The 22,203-nt window shown below is 46.0% G+C and carries 18 protein-coding genes; 13 read left to right on the top strand and 5 right to left on the bottom strand.

Annotated features, from left to right (window positions below; translation table 11 throughout):
- Window positions 1-51: 51 nt before the first annotated feature.
- The 3 genes from AC5JPO_RS02490 to AC5JPO_RS02480 all read right to left on the bottom strand — a co-directional run bounded on the left by AC5JPO_RS02490 (window position 52) and on the right by AC5JPO_RS02480 (window position 3,735).
- Entirely contained in the window at window positions 52-897 is an 846-nt protein-coding gene (locus AC5JPO_RS02490; protein WP_493853197.1) for an IclR family transcriptional regulator, read from the bottom strand.
- Between the two features lie 311 nt (window positions 898-1,208).
- Complete coding sequence (locus AC5JPO_RS02485; RefSeq protein ID WP_493854004.1) at window positions 1,209-2,459, bottom strand: MFS transporter; 1,251 nt, start codon at window positions 2,457-2,459, stop codon at window positions 1,209-1,211.
- Window positions 2,460-2,580: 121 nt separating this feature from the next.
- The gene (locus AC5JPO_RS02480) at window positions 2,581-3,735 is read right to left on the bottom strand and encodes an acyl-CoA dehydrogenase family protein (RefSeq protein WP_319051848.1); all 1,155 of its coding nucleotides are present in this window, start codon (window positions 3,733-3,735) and stop codon (window positions 2,581-2,583) included.
- A 372-nt stretch (window positions 3,736-4,107) separates the two neighbouring features.
- Between AC5JPO_RS02480 and AC5JPO_RS02475 the strand changes: the two genes are divergently transcribed.
- The 6 genes from AC5JPO_RS02475 to AC5JPO_RS02450 all read left to right on the top strand — a co-directional run bounded on the left by AC5JPO_RS02475 (window position 4,108) and on the right by AC5JPO_RS02450 (window position 11,546).
- A complete protein-coding gene (locus tag AC5JPO_RS02475; protein WP_493853196.1) occupies window positions 4,108-4,884 on the top strand; it encodes an enoyl-CoA hydratase in 777 nt (258 codons plus the stop codon).
- Between the two features lie 74 nt (window positions 4,885-4,958).
- A complete protein-coding gene (locus AC5JPO_RS02470) occupies window positions 4,959-6,521 on the top strand; it encodes a 3-hydroxyacyl-CoA dehydrogenase (RefSeq protein WP_493853195.1) in 1,563 nt (520 codons plus the stop codon).
- 65 nt (window positions 6,522-6,586) lie between these two features.
- A complete protein-coding gene (locus AC5JPO_RS02465) occupies window positions 6,587-7,789 on the top strand; it encodes a 3-oxoadipyl-CoA thiolase (protein ID WP_493853194.1) in 1,203 nt (400 codons plus the stop codon).
- Window positions 7,790-7,956: 167 nt separating this feature from the next.
- Window positions 7,957-9,645 (top strand): fatty acid--CoA ligase, encoded by a 1,689-nt coding sequence (locus tag AC5JPO_RS02460; protein WP_493853193.1) that lies wholly within the window; start codon window positions 7,957-7,959, stop codon window positions 9,643-9,645.
- A gap of 165 nt (window positions 9,646-9,810) precedes the next feature.
- Entirely contained in the window at window positions 9,811-10,290 is a 480-nt protein-coding gene (locus tag AC5JPO_RS02455) for an acyl-CoA thioesterase (RefSeq protein WP_493853192.1), read from the top strand.
- A gap of 221 nt (window positions 10,291-10,511) precedes the next feature.
- Window positions 10,512-11,546: a hypothetical protein gene (locus AC5JPO_RS02450; RefSeq protein ID WP_493853191.1), complete on the top strand. Its 1,035-nt coding sequence runs from the start codon at window positions 10,512-10,514 to the stop codon at window positions 11,544-11,546.
- 145 nt (window positions 11,547-11,691) lie between these two features.
- Here the strand turns inward: AC5JPO_RS02450 and AC5JPO_RS02445 are convergent, their stop codons facing one another.
- Window positions 11,692-12,606, bottom strand: a complete 915-nt coding sequence (locus AC5JPO_RS02445; RefSeq protein ID WP_493851807.1) for a LysR family transcriptional regulator — start codon at window positions 12,604-12,606, stop codon at window positions 11,692-11,694.
- Window positions 12,607-12,927: 321 nt separating this feature from the next.
- On the opposite strand from AC5JPO_RS02445, the gene AC5JPO_RS02440 reads away from it, so the two are divergent.
- The 4 genes from AC5JPO_RS02440 (at window position 12,928) to AC5JPO_RS02425 (ending at window position 17,876) form a co-directional block, all read left to right on the top strand.
- A complete protein-coding gene (locus AC5JPO_RS02440) occupies window positions 12,928-14,487 on the top strand; it encodes an ABC transporter substrate-binding protein (protein ID WP_493853190.1) in 1,560 nt (519 codons plus the stop codon).
- Window positions 14,488-14,556: 69 nt separating this feature from the next.
- A complete protein-coding gene (locus AC5JPO_RS02435; RefSeq protein WP_493851809.1) occupies window positions 14,557-15,492 on the top strand; it encodes an ABC transporter permease in 936 nt (311 codons plus the stop codon).
- Between the two features lie 108 nt (window positions 15,493-15,600).
- Complete coding sequence (locus tag AC5JPO_RS02430; RefSeq protein WP_493851810.1) at window positions 15,601-16,404, top strand: ABC transporter permease; 804 nt, start codon at window positions 15,601-15,603, stop codon at window positions 16,402-16,404.
- Window positions 16,401-17,876 (top strand): ABC transporter ATP-binding protein, encoded by a 1,476-nt coding sequence (locus AC5JPO_RS02425; RefSeq protein WP_493851811.1) that lies wholly within the window; start codon window positions 16,401-16,403, stop codon window positions 17,874-17,876. The genes AC5JPO_RS02430 and AC5JPO_RS02425 overlap by 4 nt, the downstream gene beginning before the upstream one ends.
- Window positions 17,877-17,956: 80 nt before the next feature.
- Here AC5JPO_RS02425 and AC5JPO_RS02420 read toward each other — a convergent pair whose 3' ends face one another.
- Window positions 17,957-18,952, bottom strand: a complete 996-nt coding sequence (locus AC5JPO_RS02420) for a phosphatase PAP2 family protein (RefSeq protein WP_493851812.1) — start codon at window positions 18,950-18,952, stop codon at window positions 17,957-17,959.
- Window positions 18,953-19,393: 441 nt separating this feature from the next.
- On the opposite strand from AC5JPO_RS02420, the gene accB reads away from it, so the two are divergent.
- The 3 genes from accB to pxpB all read left to right on the top strand — a co-directional run bounded on the left by accB (window position 19,394) and on the right by pxpB (window position 22,179).
- Window positions 19,394-19,906, top strand: a complete 513-nt coding sequence (gene accB, locus AC5JPO_RS02415) for an acetyl-CoA carboxylase biotin carboxyl carrier protein (protein ID WP_493851813.1) — start codon at window positions 19,394-19,396, stop codon at window positions 19,904-19,906.
- Window positions 19,907-19,974: 68 nt separating this feature from the next.
- Entirely contained in the window at window positions 19,975-21,321 is a 1,347-nt protein-coding gene (accC, locus tag AC5JPO_RS02410; RefSeq protein WP_493853189.1) for an acetyl-CoA carboxylase biotin carboxylase subunit, read from the top strand.
- A 204-nt stretch (window positions 21,322-21,525) separates the two neighbouring features.
- The gene (gene pxpB / locus AC5JPO_RS02405; protein ID WP_493853188.1) at window positions 21,526-22,179 is read left to right on the top strand and encodes a 5-oxoprolinase subunit PxpB; all 654 of its coding nucleotides are present in this window, start codon (window positions 21,526-21,528) and stop codon (window positions 22,177-22,179) included.
- The last annotated feature ends 24 nt before the right edge of the window (window positions 22,180-22,203 follow it).

Below are 22,203 nucleotides of genomic sequence, written 5' to 3'. Positions count from 1 at the left end.
AGCATATTCATTATGATATTATCACAATGAACAATAATTTGGAGTTATGTGCTAACTAATATACAAATTACTCTCAATCATGTTTTTCATATGCAGCAGGCGAGGGGCAATATCTTCTTCTAACTTGGTACGACTCAGAATAAAACTGGGCGCGCCACAGTTAAAGGTGAGCAAGCCTTCCGTCGGATGCATCAGCGCAATAGCGACCGCATTGACGTCCTTTTGCCATTCACTAATCGAAAAACAATAGCCGTACTCTTCGTAATCTTGAAAGGCTTTATCTAATCCTCGTCTGATTTTGAGCCAATCGTCCTTATACTTACTACGAATAGCATTCAAGATAAACTCTTGCTCAGCAGGTGGCATACTGGCTAGGCAAGCTCGTCCCATCGAGCTTAAATGAATAGGCAGATAAGAGCCGACGTTGCGCTGCATGGTAGTGCTACCGGCACCTTGTACCACATTGAGATAGACCATCATCAGCCGATCGCGGGTCGCCATGGCAACAGCGCTATTGGCGTAATCTGCCAACTCTTCCATATAAGGGGTGGCAAGGTTGTTGATAGAGATGTTGGTCATCATGGTATAACCAAAACCAAGTACGCCTGTCGAGAGCTGATACTTACTGCTATTGGTAGACTGCTTTAGATAGCCTAACTTGACTAAGGTGTAAGTCAGACGAGTGATGGTCCCTTTGGGCAGCCCTGTCAGCTGGCTTAGGTCTTGATTGCCCAGATAGGGACGCTGCGGCGTAAAACAGCGCAGCAGCTCTAGTCCTCGAGCGAGCGCGGTGACAAACTGTCTGTCGTTTTTGTCACGCATCTCTGCAATGGGCTCTAGCAGCTCGATATGCATCTCAGTGTTAGCATCTTCATTGGCAAGGGTATCATTCGTCATATGCAGTCTACTATTCCCAATTAAGTCCATACAAACATCATAATTTCACTACCTAGCGCATCTATGAGCCAATACAAGAGCTTATATTGATTATTACAATGGCTGATAGTATAAGTCTATAGCCACGTGCTAAGGGCAGTTTATCCATTCAATTATACTATAATAAGTTATCATTGAACGCTCAGCATAGCACGATATGTATAGATTGTTTCGCTATGCGGTATGAGTAGTAGCGATATAAGCTACTAAAAGGGGTTGCTAAAGTGGCTACTCAAGGCGTCACTAAAAGTACTCCTACACTCAACGTGCGCCTACGCTTGTTGCGGGTCGTACTGCTTTTCTTTGATAAATAGCGTTGGGATAAGACCACATAAGAAGTAAGCACCTGCCATTAATAGGAGACCAGCACCGATAGAGTTGTGCATCGCCATATAACCAATCGCAACAGGGGCAATCACAGAACCCAAGCGACCAATATTGAACGCACCACCAATGGCCGTACCTCGAATAGCAGTAGGGAAGCTTTCGGTTAAATAAGTGGCGTTGATCGCATAAGGAATACCATACAAGAAACCAAAGGTAATCATGAGCCAACCAATATTGGCTGGGGTATGCATATAGACCAATATCGGGATAAACAATGCGGTACCCATAGTGCCAAAGGCAAAGACGATTTTGCGACCGATCTTATCTGCCATATATCCTGCGACTACTTTGGCAAACATCATGGTCAAGTACGTACCGGCCATATATAGCGCCATTTCTTTAAACTTAATCCCAAGCTCGGTCTCTAGGTAAGAGGGCAGCCAGTTGCTCACGCCAAAATAACCGAACAGTAAGAGCCCTGAGCTCATCGACCACAGAATAAACATGATACGGTGTTTTGGGTTGTCTAATATTGCCTTATATGGGTTCTCTGCTTTTTTGAGTGGATCTTGTGCGCCGCTCAACTTCAACGCTCGAGCGTCTTTCCAAGATTGAGGTTCAGGAACCAGAAAGTACATGGCGACGGCGAGAATAAGGGGTAAGAAAGTCAACAGGTATAGTGTGCGCCAACCATAACTGGGGATGATCCAAGCGGATACACTGGTGATAACCAATGAGCCTAAGGTAAATCCAGTCATCAAGGCAGCAAGGACGGTAGTACGATGCTTGGTAGGCACCATCTCTGACATCAGCGTGTTGGTAGCGATATAAAGACTGCCCAGACCCAAACAAGCAAAGGTCCGTAGGGCTATAAACTGCTCATAGCTCTGCACCATGCCACTAAACCCAGACAGTATTGAGAACATTCCAGTAGCCAGAACAATCACCCGCACTCGGCCAAACCGATCGCAAGCCCAGCCACCAAAAAACCCACCGATAGCCATACCAAATAGAGACCAGCTGCCGAGCGCCCCTGCCTGCACATTGGTCAATGCAAACTCCAGTTTTAGGCTGGATAAAGTAAAGGCGAGAATACCAATATCAGCCCCATCACATAACAGAACCAAAAAACAAAATACAAAGGCCAGTTTCCAAGGTTGTTTTTGGACAGCGCTTGCGCTTGGGTCTGACGTCATAACAGCACTTTTCACAATGTATATCCTTATCGTTGTGAGAACAAAAGAGTAACGAAGTACAAAAAAAGACGGTACCGGCATCCTAGCCAATACCGCGATACATCCTAATGCTCAATCAAGACTACTCGCTGGCTTCTTTGATCATGTTGCGAGCGATGATAACTTGCTGTATCTGAGTGGTACCTTCATACAAACGATAGAGACGCACATCACGATAAAAACGCTCGATACCGTAGTCAGCGATATAGCCTGCGCCGCCATGGATCTGGACAGCTCGGTCAGCCACGCGTCCACACATCTCGGTGGCAAACATCTTGGCGCACGACGATTCGGTGACGACGTCTTTGCCCTCATCGCGCAAACGTGAGGCATCTAATACCATAGAACGAGCTGCATATATCTCTGCTTTTGAGTCAGCAAGCATGCCTTGAATCAGCTGAAAACTGGCAATAGGCTGACCAAACTGTTTGCGATCGACGGCATAGTGTAGGGCATCGTCCAACATACGAGTGGCAGCGCCAGTACTGGCAGCGGCAATATGTAGGCGCCCTTTATCCAGCACTTTCATGGCAGTCTTAAACCCAACACCTTCAACACCGCCAATCAGCGCATCTGCTGGCACGACACAGTTATCAAAGATCACATCGCAGGTATGCGCGCCTTTTTGTCCCATTTTTTTGTCTATCTTGCCCAAGGTAATACCAGGTGTGTCGCTCTCAACGATAAATGCTGAAATCCCGCCAGAACGTTTGTTTTGTGGATCTGTGCGTGCCATGACGGTAAATATGCCAGCCTGCGGGGCGTTGGTGATATAGCGCTTGGTGCCGTTGATGATATAGGTATCGCCATCTTTTATAGCAGTCGTCTTCAGTGACGCGGCATCTGAGCCTGACTCCGGCTCAGTCAAACAAAACGAACCGATAATCTCACCGCTGGCCAACCTGGGTAAGTATTTCTGCTTTTGCGCTTCAGTACCGTCGATTACCAGTCCAGATGAGCCGATACCGTTATTGGTCCCTATAAGCGAGCGAAACGCAGGGGAGGTGCGGCCTAGTTCAAACGCCAATGTAACCTCCTCTTCCATCGTGACACCTAGTCCGCCGTACTCTTCAGGAATAGTCAGTCCAAAAAGTCCCAGCTCACGCATCTGCTCAATAATCTCTTCTGGGAGACGATCGTTTTCTGCCACCCAATGCTCCAATGGGACGAGTTGATCGTTTACGAAGTTACGAATGGTTTGGGTGATATGGTCGAGGGTTTCTTTATCTCTAATCATGTGAATCTTCCTTGTTTGATTAACCGCTACTGTTAATAGTGGTTTTATAAGCATCCTGAGTTGGGAGAAATCTTAGTTTTTGATAAACAATATGATTAATACTGAACAACAATCTAATTGTCTTAAGCAAACAGCATAATCGATGGTTTATTAAATTACAATAGTTTTGGTTTAAAAAACCGCAATGCGGTTTAAATACAAATGTATTTATAAGAAATTGAACAAATATTTTGATATTTAGCCAGTTTTTACTTCACAAATGAAAATAAACGCTATATATTGGTATCAAATATCGCTGTGCGGTATTATTAAGTTTGAAGAGGTGGTTTTTATTATCTTGAATAAAACAAACAAATGTAAAAAGAGGCAATCATGGAAGAACAACTCATTATTTGTGAAAAACAAGGAGAGGGTGTCAGTGTTATCACATTGAATCGCCCCAAAGTGCGCAATGCACTAAATACTGAATTGCGCCAACAAATGGCAGAACTGTTCATTCAATTAAATGACGATCCACAAACCAAAGCGATCGTGCTTACAGGTGGTGATAAGGTGTTTGCCGCAGGTGCTGACATTAATGATTTCTTAACAGCTAAGACAGTCGATGTGTACTTACGTCGTAGTGAGCGATATTGGCGTGCGATTACTGATTGCCAAAAGCCGATTATCGCCGCGGTGAACGGCTATGCGCTTGGCGGTGGCTGTGAGCTTGCCATGCATGCTGACATTATTGTGGCGGGGCAATCTGCCAAGTTTGGCCAGCCTGAAATCAAGATAGGGCTTATGCCAGGTGCGGGCGGCACTCAGCGATTGTTTCGTGCTATTGGCAAACACAAAGCCATGAAGATGATACTAACAGGTGACATGATTGATGCTGATGAAGCGGACCGAATGGGATTGGTGTCTGAAGTGGTTGCAGACGACAGTACCCTCACCCGTGCTATTGAGATTGCCACGCAGCTGGCAAGTTATTCACCCATTGCCTTGACTCAGATTAAAGAAGTATCGATGCTCGGTCCCGACATGCCTTTAGATAGTGCACTGGCGTTGGAGCGTAAGGCGTTTCAAATTCTATTTGACACTCATGATCAAAAAGAAGGTGCCAAAGCCTTTTTAGAAAAGCGTCCTGCAGAGTATAAAGGCTACTAGACTCTATCACGTCCCTTATTTCTTTTAAGGTCCACGCCGACCAAATCCTATCGTAAATTATATAGAGAGTTATTATGACCGTGAATACACTTGCCATTGTTGGCACTGGCATCATGGGCATGGGTATTGCCCAAATTGCCGCTCAAGCGGGTATCCAAGTCCTTTTATATGACGCCAAGGCAGGCGCTGCTGAACAAGGACGAGCATCACTACAGGGTACGCTTGAAAAGCTGGCTGCCAAAGGCAAATTTACTGCTGATGAGCTGCAAGCAACTTTAAATAATTTGACTGTTATTCAGGAGCTGAGCCAGATTGCTAGCGCTGAAATTGTGGTTGAAGCCATTATCGAAAACTTAGACATCAAAAAACAGCTGTTTGCCCAGTTAGAGGAGGTTGTCGCTGCCGATACTATTTTGGCGACCAATACCTCATCGCTATCTGTCACAGCTATTGCCGCTGACTGTGACCATCCAGAGCGCGTGGTCGGTTTTCATTTCTTTAACCCAGTGCCACTGATGAAAATCGTGGAGATTATTCCAGGAATATCCACGCAGCATTCAGTTGTTGAGGCTTTGACCGATTTGGCCAAACGCATGGGACATCTGGGTGTGGTCGCAAAAGACACACCAGGATTTATCGTCAATCATGCAGGCCGAGCGTACGGTACCGAGTCCCTAAAGATACTAGGCGAGGGTATCGCAAATTTTGAGCAGATTGACCGTATCTTGCGTGATGGCGCCGGGTTTCGTATGGGTCCGTTTGAGCTGATGGATCTGACAGGCGTTGATGTGTCACACCCTGTGATGGAATCGATCTATGAGCAGTACTACCAAGAAGCGCGCTACCGTCCGCATCCATTAACCCGTCAGATGCTGGTAGGCAAAAAGCTCGGCCGTAAGGTTGGTGAGGGGTTTTACCACTACGAAAACGGTCAAAAGCTTTCAGTAGATAACGCTCACAATCAAACGTCCAAAGCACTGGCATCTGATGCGACTATTACCTCAGTTTGGATTGGGGCTGATTTGGCAGAAGATAAAACACAGCTGGTCGACTATCTAAATAATCGTGGTGTCCTTATTGATAACAACGACAAGCCGAGTCCTGATAGTTTGGTGCTGCTCGCCATCTACGGAGAGGATACGACCAACGCGGCGATTCGTTATCACATCGATCCGAAGCAAGCGGTTGCCATTGATATGCTTACCGACCTTACGAAGCATCGTACGTTGATGCCAAGTCTTGTGACACAAGAGCAGTTTGTGGCACAAGCTTATGCGTTATTCAGTAAAGGCTTAGATAATAACGTCGCAGCGCAGGATGTGGGTAGTGCCACGTTGATTACCGAAAGTACAGGTTTTGTGGCGCAGCGTGTGGTTGCGATGGTGATCAATCTTGGCTGTGATATCGCGATGCAAGGAATTGCCACGCCAGAGGATATCGATAATGCTGTCAAGCTTGGGCTAGGTTATCCGCATGGTCCTATCTCTTGGGGCGATCACCTTGGTGCCTCGCGTATATTGCTTATTTTAGAGCGTATCTATGCGCTTACAGGTGATCCGCGTTACCGCCCAAGCCCTTGGTTGCAACGCCGTGCCAAACTAGCTGTGTCATTGTTTACTCAGCAAACCACCTATTAATACGAACGACAAAGTATTGTCGCCAAACCATTATTTAGAGTTAAGAAATACGACAAGGAAACGTTATGTTAGATGCCTATATTTATGACGGATTAAGAAGCCCATTTGGTCGCTATGTTGGCGCATTAGCAACCGTGCGCCCTGATGATCTCGTTGCTGCAGTCATGAAAGCGTTGGTCGAAAAGCATCAATTGTCTAGTGATGTTTTTGATGAAGTGTTGCTAGGCAGTGCCAACCAAGCGGGTGAGGACTCTCGCAATATCGCGCGTAACGCAGCTCTATTAGCAGGATTAGATTTCACAACGCCAGGGCAGACCGTCAATCGTCTATGTGCATCAGGTCTATCTACCGTGATCGATGCTGCACGCAGTATCACGTGCAATGAAGGAGACATTATATTGGCAGGGGGTGTTGAATCCATGACGCGTGCGCCCTTTGTCTTTGCCAAGACAGAAAAGCCCTTTAGCCGTGACTTTAAGGTATTTGATACGACTATCGGTAGCCGGTTTCCCAATCCAAAGATTATTGAGCAGTTCGGTAGCGATACCATGCCGCAGACGGGCGATAATGTCGCGCAAAAATATGGCATTACGCGCGAGGAAGCCGATAAATTTGCCGCTGCATCGCAAGCCAAATACCAAGCTGCCAAACAAGCAGGGTTCTTTGACGATGAGATAACGCCTATCACCGCCCCCCAAGGTAAGAAATTGCCCGAAAAAGTCGTTACAGATGATGAGCACCCTCGCGCCAGCTCCGACATTGCAGCGCTAAAAAAGCTTAAACCCTTAAATGAAAATGGTGTTGTTACGGCAGGTAATGCGTCTGGTATTAATGATGGTGCTGCTGCGCTCATCATCGGCTCAAAACAAGCAGAAGAAAAGCTAGGCTTCAAACCGATTGCCAAGATCTTATCATCAGGGGCGATGGGTGTTGAACCCAATATTATGGGTGTGGGTCCTGTTGAAGCGATTAAGCTGGCGCTAAAACGTGCGGATTTAACCCTTGATGATATGTCTGTCATTGAGATCAATGAGGCTTTTGCCTCACAGGTACTGGGTTGTCTAAAAGGGTTGGATATTGATTTTGATGATAAACGCGTTAACCCCAATGGTGGCGCTATCGCGGTCGGTCATCCGCTGGGCGCATCTGGTGCACGGATCGCTTTGAGTGCCGCTCGAGAGCTACAGCGTACGGGCGGTAAATACGCAGTGGTTAGCTTGTGCATTGGCATCGGGCAAGGACTTGCCATGGTGATAGAGCGCGTCTGATATTAAAAGGGCGCACACCGAATTACTGATTATAGTTGATTTAGCTTAAAAGAGAGACCAGGCAACCAAGCGCAGATGACTATGTGGTACTTCAAGTGAGGGCAGCGCGGTAACTCTTTATAGAGGATTGACTATATCAAGGACTATTTAATATCAAGGAAGACACTATGACAACCATACTCAACGAACACGATAACTACCATCAAGCCGAAGACGCGTATGGGTTTCCGTTAATTATTAAGCAGCTGCTCAACCGTGCCAAAATCGCTTCTACCAACCAAACCATCAGCTACGCGGACAAAGTAACTTATACTTATGCTGAGTTTTTTAAGCGTATCAACCGTTTGGCCAATGTCCTAAAAAACATGGGATTGCAGGCAGGTGATGTGGTCGCGGTCATGGATTGGGACAGTCATCGTTATCTTGAGGCGTATTTTGCCGTACCGATGTCGGGTATGATTTTACAGACCGTCAATGTGCGTCTGTCTGAAGAAAAAGTGCTATACACCGTCAACCATGCTGCCCCAAAAGCCTTATTGTTAAATGCTGAATTTGCGCCAATGATCAAAGACTACCGTGACGATGCGCCTTCTATTGAGCATGTGATGTGGGCTGATGATGCAGAGGATGACAAAGTAGGTGGTGAGAAAGCAGCGCTACCTGACTATGTCGATGGTGAGTACGAGGCATTATTGGCCGCCGCCAGTGATGAGTTTGATTTTCCAGATTTTGATGAAAACACCATCGCCACCACATTCTATACCAGTGGTACCACAGGCGATCCAAAAGGGGTTTTCTTCACTCATCGCCAGATTGTACTACAGACGATGGCAAGCACACTGGCATCAGCGCTCAATGCTGAAGGCCAAGGCGCGCGCTATAACGATGTCTACATGCCGATGACGCCTTTATTTCATGTCCATGCGTGGTGCTGGCCGTACGGCGCTACCATGATAGGACTAAAGCAAGTATATCCAGGACGATATCTGGCACCAAAGTTAGTCGATTTGATTGAGGAGCACAAGGTCACGCTGTCACACGGTGTCCCTGCAATATTGCAAATGCTCCTCAAAGAAATGGCAGAACGCGGTCGCAAATTTGAGAATCTCAAACTACTGCTAGGTGGCTCAAAGCTAAACGAAGGCTTGGCAAAAGCAGCTATCGAGTGCGGTATCGAGTTTATGTCAGGGTTTGGGATGTCAGAATCATGCCCTGTGCTGTCTCGAGCGGTATTTGATGACAAGACCGAGTCGATGACCTTGGAGGACAATCTCAATTATCGCTGTCTGTCAGGTTCGCCAATTATGCTGGTATCGATGGAAATCTGGGATGAGAATGGTAAACCACAACCAATGGATGGCAAATCGACAGGCGAGCTTGTGATACGAGCACCGTGGCTGACCCAAAGCTATTTTAAAAACCCCGATGCAGGTAATGAGCTGTGGAAAGGTGGCTGGATGCATACGCAAGATATCGCTTGCATGACCGCTGATGGCACGCTCAGCATTACCGATAGGCTAAAGGACGTCATCAAGTCAGGCGGTGAGTGGGTATCCTCGCTTGAGGTCGAAACGATTTTATCCTTTCATCCGAGCGTGGCTGATATTGCGGTGATTGGCGTCCCAGATGAGCGCTGGGGCGAGCGTCCTCTCGCATTGGTTGTGCTAAAGCCAGATTATATCGATACAACATCGACAGATATTTTGGCATTGGGTCATCAAGCCGTTGAGAGAGGTCACTTGCCAAAATATGGTGTCCCAAGCGAAGTGAGGTTTTTGTCAGAAATGCCAAAAACCAGCGTTGGTAAACTTGATAAAAAACGCATGCGCTCGATGTGCTCAGAAAATCTCATCTAGTCAAACAACTTTATCCCCACTAAAACGACTTCGATGAAAGTGAAAATGTGCATAAACCCTAGTGTCTGACTAAATGCTAGGGATAGGGGAGGTGTGTGTCACGAGCACCCTGAGGCACATTCATCATCTATGTAACAGAATCTGTCTAATAAAAAGAGAAAAACTATGGAAGCTGCGCCTACGTTCCCAGAAATACAAGAGAGTGTCACAAGCGATGACAATCACCCATTACATGACTTTACGGTTATCTATCCTCAGCAAGTGGAATGGGGTGATATGGACTCCTTTGGTCATGTCAATAATGTGGTTTATTACGAATATGCTCAAAACGCTCGTATTTATTACAACAGGCGATTAGGTTTATTTAACGAACAGACGTCTTCGGTGATGGCAGCCTCGTCATGTCGATACCTCAAATCGGTTGCTTATCCGGATGAGTTATGGATTGGCGTCAAAGTCAAAAAAATCGGTAACTCAAGTTTAATTCACGAATACACCTATTATAGTATGGCGCTTGAGACAGTCGTTGCAATCGGTGAGTCAGTGCTGGTCTATCTCGATAAAGCAAGTGGACAAAAAAAACCGATCGATGAATCGCAAAAAGACGCGATTGCGGCGTTAGAGAATGTTGACCAAAAAGCATAACGCTCAACACGTCGATCACGCCGTGATTATATTTTTGAATAGGCGTTAACCCTTATATAAAGGGTAATGCAGCGCAAAATAGCTACTGATAGTGGCAGAGCTGATAGCAACGGAGCTGATGGTGACGGAGCTGATGGTGACGAGGTTAATGGTGACGGCGCAAAAAACGTCACAGCAATTTGGATTGATAAGGATATCAACATAAAACAGGGAATGGATGAATGATGCTTTTTACAAAGAAGCTATCTGTAGGTTTGGCTATAGCGGCAACATGTGCCTCTGCACAAGCGATAGATATTGTGACGACGGGTGATACCACGTTGAGTATCGGTGGTTATATTAAGGCGGAGGGATTGTTTAACTCTCCTGATGGCAAGGATTCGGAGTTTAAGGGCAACTTACGCCAGTCACGCATTAACGTCAAGACGACTAAATCTGTCGAGGACAAAAAACTAACCGGGTTTATAGAAGGTGATTTCTATGGAGATTATGCCAAGGGTGGATCGAACCTACGTTTGCGCCATGCTTACATTCAAGTAAATGATCTAACAGTGGGTAAAACGTGGAATGGTCAGTTTTTGGCAGTCGCGCCACTCTCCACCGAGCAGCTTGACTTCTGGGGTACAGGTATCGGCACAGCCTCAGGTGGAGGCTCATATATTCGTCCAGATTTGACGGTGCATTATACTTATAAGGGACTGCGTTTTACCGCTCAAGATCCTGTCTATGACGATGCTAGCCTGCCTGATATGGTGGTCAGCTACAAAGATAAGGTAGCTGATTTTGATTATAATGTGGCGGTGACCGCTCGTGAAGCTGAGAATGGAGATGATTCAGATGTGGGCGTTGGTATCTCATTAGCATGCAAGCTGGCTTTGGGAGAGCATTCGCTTCATGGCAGTGTGTTCAATGGTGAAGGCATGGGTGCCTATTCTGCCGTCTGTGTCGGTGGACCTCTTATTATGAATGGCGGTGCCGATTGTGACGCTGAGAATGGCAAACTGATCTCACAAACGGGCTATAGTGTCGGTTATAAGCATCAATTTACTCAAAAGCTGCGTGGTAACTTGCGTTATGGTGAGGTGAACGTAAATGATGCTGCAGACACCTCTGCCAGTGTCAAAAGCGCCAATCTTATCTATGAGTATCTACCAGATTTGGATTTGGGTATTGAGTGGAGAAATCAAGATGTCACGACCTTTCCATGGATGCCAGCAGGTCAGCAAATAGAAGTGATGGCCAAATACGAGTTTTGAGAGTGATGAATTGAGAGGGGTGCTATTTTTAATGACATTTATAATACAGCTCACGATAGATTTGTCATGCTACCAAGCGCATTAAACAACACCCTAGATATTTATCAGTGCATAGGGTGTTTTGGTGAGGGTCGCTAATAGTTATCTACAAGTGTTGTATCGATTCATCCCAATAGGGCGGTGAACCGTAATACCCTTCGATAAAGTCAATAAAGCACCTGATTTTGTGCGGCAACAGTTTTCTATGGGCATACACTGCATACAATCCTAGCGTCTCGGGTTCGTAATCAGGTAAGACCATCATAAGCGCTCCTTTACTCAGTGCTTCACTCGCAATAAATGTGGGCTGTAATGCTATTCCAGCGCCAGCCACTGCGGCATTGACAAGCAAATCCCCGTTATTACTGGTCAGCTCTGGGCTTAGCTGATGGGTGGTATCTAGCCACTGATAAATATCTTCTTTGCCATATTTTTCCATATAACTGTAATGCAAATACCGATGGTTTTTTAGGTCTTCAGGTTTACTAGGCACGCCATATTTGTCAAGATAGTCAGGCGCGGCGCACAAAATGACGCGGATAGGCGCCACTTGCTTAGCAATCAGTGATGAGCTTTTGAGCTGACCGATGCGCAGCGCCACATCAAACCCTTCCTCGACGATATCTACTTTGCGATCGTTCAGTTGCAAATCGACATTAACCGAAGGATAAAGTACCTGAAAATCTGTGACCAATTGTGCCATGTGTTTGAGGGCAAAGGATACAGGCGCGCTTATTCTCAATGTACCTTTTGGGTTCTGCTGCAGCCCACCTAGTTTGGACTCCATATCATCGATACTGAGTAACACTTGCTGTGCATGCTCAAAGTAATGAGTCCCTGCTTCAGTCAAGCTAACCTGACGGGTAGTGCGGTTCAATAAACGTATACCCAAACGCTCTTCTAACTTTGACACATATTTGCTCACCAGTTGCGGCGACAGCTGCATGGCTGTTGCGGCATTACTAAAACTGCCCTCAGTCACTACCGATACAAATGCCCGCATCGCATCAATTCTATCCATTATTCAGGTTTTCCTTACAGCGGTTATCAATATTCTCTCGTCAGTTATCTTACGCTTTTGCTTGACTCATAGTAAAGCGTGTCGCCGCACCAGAATTATGCTCTTTTAATAGAAAACCAAATCAACCCCATTGATAGTCGTCCATTTAAAATAAATAAAGCCAAGATAGGATGTGGTTCAACGTGACATATTAGCAATGCCTTCAGATAACAAGGCAGGTTAGGGTCTATCACGTAGCCACAAGAGAAAAAGGTTTACCTTAAATAGGTTTCGTTATAACATAACGATTTTTTTGAAATGTTATATTATAACGGAATATATATGAAGAAAATGGGCTTGATTTCGGTACTGGTGGTGTTGGCAGGACTGGTGTGGTATGTCATTGCTGGCGCGAATACCGCAGGTAACAACGCGGCGAATACCGCAGCAAAAGATGACACCCAAAAAGATTTAATCGTGGTGACGCCGTGGGAGCTGACTTCTACTGATCCCAGTAAGTCTGGATTTATTTTTCAGCGTTTGCAGATTGCTGAAACGCTAGTAGATGCCAAACAAAATGCAGAGCTGCAACCCATGCTGGCGCAAAGCTGGTCAGCCAATGAGAAAGGGGATATATGGACGTTTGTGTTGCGTGATGGGGTGAAATTTCATGACGGCTCGCCATTGACAGCGAATGCTGTGGTCAAAAGCTTGCAAGTCGCGCTCAGTAAACCCACTGCTCTAGAGTCGGCTGCAATATCAGACATCAAAGCCATTGATGACAAAACGGTTGAGATTAGCCTAGAGCGTCCGCTGATGTCTTTCCCTGCTTATTTGGCGCATGCAACCAGTATCATTTTGGCGACCTCGTCGTTTGATGAGAATAACGAGGTCACTCAGCTTATCGGTACAGGGCCATACTATGTCACCAAATTTGAGCCACCACAAAAAATCGAGCAAAAAGCGTTTGCTGATTACTGGGGTGAGAAAGCCAAAATTCAGGACATCACTTACTTAGCCAATAGTCGTAGCGAAATGCGTACTCTGTTGGCGCAGAGCAAACCCAACTATCTGGTTTTTACCTTAGATTCAGCGAGTCTAACCCGCCTAAAGCAAAACCCTAACCTACAAGTTCAGTCAAAGTCGCTGGCGCGTACTATCGAATATAAAGTCAATGCGGACAATCCGTTTTTTAGCGATGTGCGTGTCCGTCAAGCGCTTAGTGATGCGATTGATAGACAAGGCATTGCCCAATCTGTGATGCATACTGACAATGCCGTCGCCGCGCAAATACTGCCACCGATATTTAAAGACTGGCAAATCAATACCCCGACTCAAACGCCTGACCCAGTCGCCATCAAGCAGCGCTTATTAGACGCAGGTTTTATCGAGGGTAGTGATGGCATGCTCCAAAAAGACGGCATGCCCTTTGCATTTACGTTGCGTACATTCTCAGATCGTCCTGAATTACCCATTATCGCCACCGCCTTACAAGCACAGTGGAAAAAAATCGGCGTTGATGTGGATGTGTCCGTAGGTAATTTTTCAGAGATTCCATCAGGTCATCAAGACGGTACGCTGGAGATGGGACTCTATGCGCGCAACTACGGCATGATACCTGATCCAGTGGGCTCACTCGTTGAAGATTTTGACCCACAAGGTAGCGATTGGGGCGTGATGAATTGGCAAAACCCAGAGCTGACCGAGCGTTTATTGATGCTTGAGACGACTAAAGGCAATGATGTAACGACCAAACAGCGCGTCTCGCAAATCATCTTTGATAAGCGTCCTATCGTGCCTGTGGTGTATTACCAACAAAATGCCGCTGCGCATAAGTCACTGAAGGGCTTAGAAATCGATGGTCTGGAGCGAAACTTTTATTTAAACAAGTTGTCTTGGTAAGTCGTGTTTACTGTCATTTGATTTGTAACGCCAATTCTTTATAACACCAGAAAATTGTAATGGATAACTATGTTTAAATATATTGCTCATCGAGTGCTGCAACTGCTCTTGGTTATCTGGTCGGTCGGTACATTGACCTTTGTACTGACTCGCAGCTTACCCGGTGATATGGCGTACCGCATCGCGGCCAGTCGCTACGGTTACGATCAGACCGATGCCGCCGCCGCACTGGTGCGCTCAGAGCTTGGTTTGGATCAACCGTGGTGGCAAAGCTACTTTAATTGGTTGTTTGATTTGGTTCAGTTCAATCTTGGTCACTCCTTAGTCAGTGGCGAGTCAGTATGGGCTGAGATTGCGCATCAGTTCGGGCATACGCTGTCCTTGGCGCTGACGGCATTGGTGATATCGGTTTTTATTGGGCCGCCGCTTGGCCTGCTTGCTGCACAAAAACCCAACGGTCTGTTTGATCGTCTGACGTTGGTGGCCAGTACGGTACTGCGCTCTGTACCGATCTTTATCATTGGTATTGCGCTCATCACACTACTCGCGGTCCAAATAAAATGGCTACCCGCAGCAGGTTATGGCACGCCGCAACATTATATTTTGCCAGCATTGACCTTGGCGATTGGGCTGTCTGCGGTGTCGATTCGCGTCAGTCGCCATGCGATGGTACAGGTACAAACGTCTGAGTATTATGATTTTGCCAAGCTAAAAGGACTGAATAAATGGACGGCGTTTTGTCGGCATGGTCTGCGTAACGTCACCATTCCGATTTTGGCTTATCACTCAGTACAGCTCGTGTATTTGGTAGAAGGGGTGGTGATTGTGGAGAGTTTGTTCGCTTGGCCCGGTAGTGGTCATGCGTTGGTGCATGCCATCGTCGCGCGTGATGTGCCGATGATACAAGGCACCGCGTTGATTATGGGCGGTATGTTTGTGGTACTCAATATGGTGGTGGATTTGCTCAGTGGGTTGATTGATCCGCGTATTGATTTGGCACGTTAATCATTACTGTTAAAGCCGTTATCAAAACGCTTCAACAGTAATGGCAACTACAAACCCAAGCCATAAATTAAAGCCACAAACCAAAGCCACATGAGGAATTATGATTTTATGACTATTTTTAGCGGGGTTCATGCCCTACAACCAGTACAAAAATTTGGTGGATTGCTACTCATCTTGTTATTGGTGTTTGCGTTTTTGCAGCCGCTGTACTATCCGATAGATGCTGATATACAAGACCTTGGCAATATGCTGCAATCATCCAGTATCAACCATTGGTTTGGCACCGATCATTTTGGTCGCGACATGCTGGCACGGGTTGCGTCTGCCATCCGTCTGTCATTTTTACTGATTGTCCTATCGGTGGGTTTTGCGCTGTTTTTTGGACTGTTGATGGGCGTGCTCAGTGGCTATTTTGGCGGCTGGGTGGACAAGGTTTGTACCTTTTTATGCGATATTATCATGGCGCTACCGGGGCTGCTGTTCGTCTTATTGTTTGCAGCGATTGCGCCTAACACCTTTTGGTCGCTCTATCTTGGCATTTCTTTGGTGCTCTGGGTTGAGTTCTTTCGCATGGTGCGTGCCATGACCCAAACGATCGCCAGTAGTCGCGAGATCGAAGCGTCGCGTTTGATGGGTATGGATTTTTTCTATTGTTTTAAACGACATTTTTTACCCAAGATTTTGCCCGTTGTTGCCACTCTAAGTGCTTTTGCGGCAGGTAATGCGGTGTTGGCACTTGCCACGCTAGGCTTTATCAATGTTGGTTTGCGTCCGCCGACCGCTGAGCTGGGACTGATGATGACGGAGCTGTTTCCGTATTATTATCAAGCGCCGTTTGTGTTTCTCCAGCCTATCATTGCCGTCTTTATTTTGGTATTAAGCCTACAATTACTCTCAGGAAAAATGAAATGATCACGCATACTACAGGAGACAATGCTCTCAATGTTGCCAATGTTGATAAGGTCGCCACCAATGTATTGGTAAAAACGGACGACTTGGCAGTGTTTACCAAGTCTGGGCTGGGCTTGGTTGAACCCATCAGCGTTACGTTATATAAAGGCCAAAATCTGACTATTTTGGGTGAAACAGGCTCGGGTAAAAGTTTGCTAGCGCAAGCCATCATGGGCGCACTGCCTGATGAGCTAGTGAGCCGCGGCGATATTTTGATCGAAAACCAAGCGTTGACTAAGCCGCAACTGCGCGAATACTGGGGACGCCGCATGGCGATGCTGCCACAAGAGCCAAGCCGTTCGCTGAACCCCACCATGGATGTGCTCAGTCAGGTGTGGGAGAGCCTGTATTTTGTCGCCAAGCAAGACAGTAAGGTCAGTAAGCAATTGGCACAAGAGAAGATAGAAGCACTAGGGCTAGGTAAATTTGCCGATTACTATCCGCACGAGCTGTCAGGCGGTATGGCGCAGCGCGCGTCTTTTGCGATTGCCACCTCGGGCGGCGCGTATATTGTTATCGCCGATGAGCCGACCAAGGGTCTAGATGAGATAAACAAACAAGCAGTGATTACCCTACTAAAAAACGTCTCCCGCGATGGCGGTACGTTGCTCACCATCACCCATGATATCGATGTAGCAAGAGCGCTGAGTTTGGGTGCTGATGATCGCATCATGGTGATGAAAAAAGGCAAACTACTAGAGCAAGGTAAAGGCGAGCAGATATTAAGCCAACCAACATCAGACTATGCCAAACAACTCATCGCGGCTGCCCCTGATAATTGGCCCGCAAAAAAGAGCGCAATCATCGCAGAGCACCCCTTATTGACCGTTAAAGATGTGAGCTTGGCACGCGGCAGACAGGTGTTGTTTGAGGGGTTGAGTTTTAGGCTCAAGCGAGCTGAAGTACTTGGGGTGATTGGTGGTAGCGGCATTGGCAAAAGCTCACTAGGGGACGCGCTCTGCGGCCTGCTTAAACCTGCCAGCGGTTCCATCTCGTGGCAAAGTAAACCCAAGCGCCATCAAGTGCTCAAGCTATATCAAGATCCGCCTGCTGCTTTTTCCTCGCATGTACCACTGCAAATCTTGCTTAATGATGTTATTAAAAAGCATCGTTTAGATGCCAGCCGCGTGCCTGAATTATTGGAGAAGTTAAAGCTTGATAAGCAGATTCTTAAACGTAATGCGCTCAATGTCTCGGGCGGGGAGTTACAACGGGTAGCCATTTTGCGTGCATTGCTCTTCAACCCTGTACTGCTTTTTGCTGATGAAGTCACCTCCAGACTCGATCCCATCACTCAAAAAGAAACGCTGGATTTGCTGGTGGCACAGTGCCAAGCTCAGGATTGTACGTTAGTGATGGTCAGTCATGATCACCACATCATGCGCCATTACTGCCATCAAGTGATTGATTTGGAAGATTTTGCCAAATCGTAAGGAGCACTGCATCTGATCAATTGTAAAGCGCTAAGCATCTCGTAAACTTTAATACTGTTAAAGCCATTCAGTTTCCACTATTACCCAAGTAGCGGAAACTGATAAATATTGGCATAAACGAAGATAGCAATCAGCACAGCGACGACACTGAACCACACCATATAGCGCTGACGCGCTGACCATACAATACGCCAATTAATTTTGCCCCGCGCGGTCAGCCACTCCATTATGCTAATAGCGATGATTAGCCACAATGACCCTACCAAAAACCCACCCATCACATCGCTAAGATAATGCTCATTGAGTACGATTCGACTCAGTCCTATAAGCAAGAATAGCAATAGAGCAAGTGACAAGACACGTACTTGTCGAACAAAACTTTGGCTAAAACGAATCATCATGTACGCAAGAAACCCATACAGTGCAATGCTGATGGTGGCATGTCCACTTGGAAACGAATAGGTATGCTCTTGCAACAAAATATCAATCGGGCGAGCACGCTGAAAGACCATCTTATTTATAAAAGTAAAAGCAGTGCTGCCAATGGTCGAGATCAGCAAACCGGCGATGATATAAGGCTGACGCAACATCATGCATAAAATAGCAGTCAGTAAGATGATCAAACAGGTGACGGGAGTAGAGCCTGAACTGGTAATTAAAATAAAAAAATCTATAATGCCGGATTCGCGCAGTACACTCATATGCTGCGACACAAACAGATCGGTGGTCACGATAGAGTCAGCACTCACCACATCCTCAACCAACCCTGCAAACAGCGCCAAAATATAGATATTCAACAGCGTTGATACAGTGAGTATCAAGCCCGAAAAGTGACCACGTGCAAAACGTTCTGCGACAAAGCCAAATAGCGCTGGGTATCTACGTTGTAGTCGTACCATCATTGGCAGGCGTGCCAGATGCTCTCTTAGCCAAAAATCAGCGCGAGAGATCAATGCCAATGCGCGCTTACCATAACGAATCAATAAGTGCTGTATCAGCCATAATAGTGCCATAATAAAAATAAGTACCATGCCCAAGCTAATTAGCTGAGGATGTCGTTCAATAAATTGGATCATGGATAGACTTATTCCTTTTATCATAATGGTTCGGTATCCAAGTACCGAACCGTGTGCTTATGGTCATGATTACTATGGCGACTGAATAAATTCGAGAATTGAAAGTATAGGTCATGCATTAGGCAGTCCCAGCATAACCAAACAGCAGACACTGTAACAGAGCTTGTGATCGTTGCTGTCTAATTTTCTTTACAGGCTGTCGTTATTTAAATAAGTGATGATTTTATTGAGCAGCGTTTTGAGAAAATTACTTTTTTGGGTCCAATAGTTGTTTGAAGGGATAGGGTGCGTTATGGTTTTAGCCAGATCATTGTTTTTAGTTATTGTTCTTATCTGACGTCCCATAGATTAAGCTCAGGTCATTGAGGACACAAATCAAATAGTACTTTTAAAGACTTAGAATAATAATTTTTACTTCACTCTAATGGAATGCCCAATCATATGAATATCAATTTTGCGGATCTAGAAAGACTCATCGAACTGGCAGAAAGTGCCGATATACAGTCATTAGAAGTGAGTGAAGGTAATGCATGTATCTCTATCGTTTGTCAGTCTAACCATAGTGAAGACAGCTCAAACCACACCAATATCAATAATAGCCACCCTAAAACAGCACATCTAAAGCCGCAAACTGATGCGCATCAACATAGCAGCGCTACCAACACCGATGTAGAGGGTGAACATAAGGCTGGCGTCAAGGCAGCAGACACTCAGCCCAAAGTACTGTCTCCCATGCTCGGTACGTTCTATCTTCGTGCTGAGCCAACCGCTGAGGTGTTCTTTCAGGTAGGCGATCATGTGGAAGCTGGGCAGACATTATGTATCATTGAAGCTATGAAAATGATGCATGAGGTAAAGGCGGAAGCTAACGGTACGATTCAAGAAATTCTGATCGAGGAAGGTGACGTCGTAGAATATGCCCAGCCCTTATTTACTATAGCGCCAGACAGTTAAAGCGAACTGACATCGCATAAACATTACACAAACGCTGTATTTGATACTATATTTTTAGGGAAATAAATATGTTCACAAAAATTTTGATTGCCAATCGTGGTGAGATTGCGCTACGTATCATTCGCGCTTGTAAGCAGCTGGGTATTCAGTCAGTCATTGCTCACTCTGAGTCGGACAAAGGTTCGCTACCTGTACGTTTGGCAGATGAAAAAGTATGCATCGGTCCTGCTAGTGCCACTCATAGCTATCTGAATCAAAGAGCGATTGTTTCAGCTGCCAAGCTGACCAACGCGCAAGCCATACATCCAGGCTATGGGTTTTTGTCCGAAAATGCGGATTTTGCCGCTTTGGTTGAAGACTCAGGTCTCGTATTTATCGGCCCAACGGCTGACAATATCAGAAACATGGGCGACAAAGTCGAAGCAAAAAAACAAATGACGATGGCAGGCGTGCCTTGTGTACCTGGTTCTGACGGCGCGTTGCCTACCGATTCAGATGAGGTTATTAAGATTGCCAGTGACGCGGGTTATCCAGTCATTATTAAGGCGGCAAGTGGTGGCGGCGGACGTGGTATGCGCGTGGTCGAAAAAGAGTCTGATTTGTTGTCTGCTATTGCTATGACCCAAACAGAAGCCAAAGCCAACTTTGGCAGTTCCATCGTTTACTTGGAGAAGTACTTACAAGCCCCTCGTCATATTGAGGTGCAAGTTCTATCCGATACTCACGGCAATGCACTGTATTTGGGCGAGCGCGATTGCTCAATGCAGCGTCGCCATCAAAAAGTCATAGAAGAAGCGCCAGCTCCCGGCATTACAGAAGCACAGCGTGAGCAAATAGGGCAGTCATGTGTGACCGCTTGCGAACAAATGCAATATAGAGGCGCAGGCACGTTTGAGTTTCTATACGAAAATGACGAGTTCTTCTTTATCGAGATGAATACTCGTGTGCAAGTCGAGCACACTATCACTGAGATGGTGACGGGTATTGATATTGTCCAAGAGCAGATCAGAGTAGCGGCAGGGCTCACGCTTGCTCACAAGCAAAGCGATATTGCCATGACTGGACACGCTTTTGAGTGTCGTATCAATGCTGAAAACGCGCAGACGTTTTTGCCCAATGCGGGGCGCATAGACTACTGCCACATGCCAGCAGGGTTTGGCATCAGAGTAGATAGTCATGCTGAATCTAACTACACCGTGCCGCCCTCTTATGACAGTTTGATTGCTAAGATATGCGTACATGACCGTTCAAGAGAAAAAGCGATAGAAAAAATGCGTGCAGCATTATGGGAGGCGCAAATCACGGGTATTGATACCAACATTGGTTTGCATCAACGTCTGTTTGAAGATGAGGTGTTTTGTCAGGGTCAAATGAGCATTCATTATCTAGAACAGTGGATACAAGACAATATATAAGTCCAGTCTTGCCCGCAAAAATGAAAACCAAATTTGACATTAGCGTCGGAAGCATAAGAATCAAGATGTAGTCGGTTCAATATAATTTGGATACAAGGAAGGCGAGTGAAAGTACTACAAGTTGTAGACTAAGCGAGCCTGACACCGTATCCAATTTATAGAGGATTTGACTGTAGTAGATAAAAAATAATGGAGCCCATACTGATGGAACTACAATGGCAAATATGCAGTGAAACCAATCTAGCGTTGTTTTTCCCTAAACCAACCACCTTAGAAAAACAACAAAAATGCTGGGCGCTATCAGACAGCATCCAGAAAATGTCAGAAGTCATCGAAGTAGTGATTGGCATGAATACACTCAGTGTATTCATCGTGCCATTAACTTGGGCTGAGCTGAATACTTTTAAAGATAAGCTATCAGATCTACTCAATGATATTCCTTCAAAAACCATCCAAGGTAAGCACGTCGAGATACCAGTGCATTACGGCGGTAAATACGGCCCCGATCTAGCGGCCATGGCGAATGACCTAAATCTCTCAGTTGAAGCCGTTGTCGATCTACATACCAAAGCCACTTATACCGTTTATTTTATCGGTTTTCAGCCAGGGTTTCCTTATCTTGGCGGCTTATCTGAGTCGCTGTATTTCCCAAGACATGCCATACCTAGGACCCAAGTGCCAGCAGGCTCAGTGGGTATCGGTGGCGAGCAAACAGGGGTTTATCCTTTTGCTTCCCCAGGGGGTTGGCAGTTACTAGGTCAGACGGATACTGCTTTATTTGACTTGACCAAGTCTGTGCCAACGTTGCTGAACGCTGGTGATACCTTGACATTTACCGCGATTGATATTCATCAATAAGCGGTAAATAAAAGCCACATAAAT

The sequence above is a fragment of the Psychrobacter sp. H25 genome (genome assembly GCF_059076335.1).
Note: the sequence above shows the minus strand (reverse complement) of the source record. Positions and strands in the feature narration are given on the sequence as shown.

Bases quoted from the DNA above. Each gene is read 5' to 3' on its own strand.
- AC5JPO_RS02490 (WP_493853197.1), bottom strand. From the start codon at position 897: ATGACGAATGATACCCTTGCCAATGAAGATGCTAACACTGAGATGCAT.
- AC5JPO_RS02460 (WP_493853193.1), top strand. From the start codon at position 7,957: ATGACAACCATACTCAACGAACACGATAACTACCATCAAGCCGAAGAC.
- AC5JPO_RS02480 (WP_319051848.1), bottom strand. From the start codon at position 3,735: ATGATTAGAGATAAAGAAACCCTCGACCATATCACCCAAACCATTCGT.
- AC5JPO_RS02420 (WP_493851812.1), bottom strand. From the start codon at position 18,952: ATGATCCAATTTATTGAACGACATCCTCAGCTAATTAGCTTGGGCATG.
- accB (WP_493851813.1), top strand. From the start codon at position 19,394: ATGAATATCAATTTTGCGGATCTAGAAAGACTCATCGAACTGGCAGAA.
- AC5JPO_RS02425 (WP_493851811.1), top strand. From the start codon at position 16,401: ATGATCACGCATACTACAGGAGACAATGCTCTCAATGTTGCCAATGTT.
- AC5JPO_RS02435 (WP_493851809.1), top strand. From the start codon at position 14,557: ATGTTTAAATATATTGCTCATCGAGTGCTGCAACTGCTCTTGGTTATC.
- AC5JPO_RS02440 (WP_493853190.1), top strand. From the start codon at position 12,928: ATGAAGAAAATGGGCTTGATTTCGGTACTGGTGGTGTTGGCAGGACTG.
- AC5JPO_RS02475 (WP_493853196.1), top strand. From the start codon at position 4,108: ATGGAAGAACAACTCATTATTTGTGAAAAACAAGGAGAGGGTGTCAGT.
- accC (WP_493853189.1), top strand. From the start codon at position 19,975: ATGTTCACAAAAATTTTGATTGCCAATCGTGGTGAGATTGCGCTACGT.
- pxpB (WP_493853188.1), top strand. From the start codon at position 21,526: ATGGAACTACAATGGCAAATATGCAGTGAAACCAATCTAGCGTTGTTT.
- AC5JPO_RS02445 (WP_493851807.1), bottom strand. From the start codon at position 12,606: ATGGATAGAATTGATGCGATGCGGGCATTTGTATCGGTAGTGACTGAG.
- AC5JPO_RS02470 (WP_493853195.1), top strand. From the start codon at position 4,959: ATGACCGTGAATACACTTGCCATTGTTGGCACTGGCATCATGGGCATG.
- AC5JPO_RS02485 (WP_493854004.1), bottom strand. From the start codon at position 2,459: ATGACGTCAGACCCAAGCGCAAGCGCTGTCCAAAAACAACCTTGGAAA.
- AC5JPO_RS02430 (WP_493851810.1), top strand. From the start codon at position 15,601: ATGACTATTTTTAGCGGGGTTCATGCCCTACAACCAGTACAAAAATTT.
- AC5JPO_RS02455 (WP_493853192.1), top strand. From the start codon at position 9,811: ATGGAAGCTGCGCCTACGTTCCCAGAAATACAAGAGAGTGTCACAAGC.
- AC5JPO_RS02465 (WP_493853194.1), top strand. From the start codon at position 6,587: ATGTTAGATGCCTATATTTATGACGGATTAAGAAGCCCATTTGGTCGC.
- AC5JPO_RS02450 (WP_493853191.1), top strand. From the start codon at position 10,512: ATGATGCTTTTTACAAAGAAGCTATCTGTAGGTTTGGCTATAGCGGCA.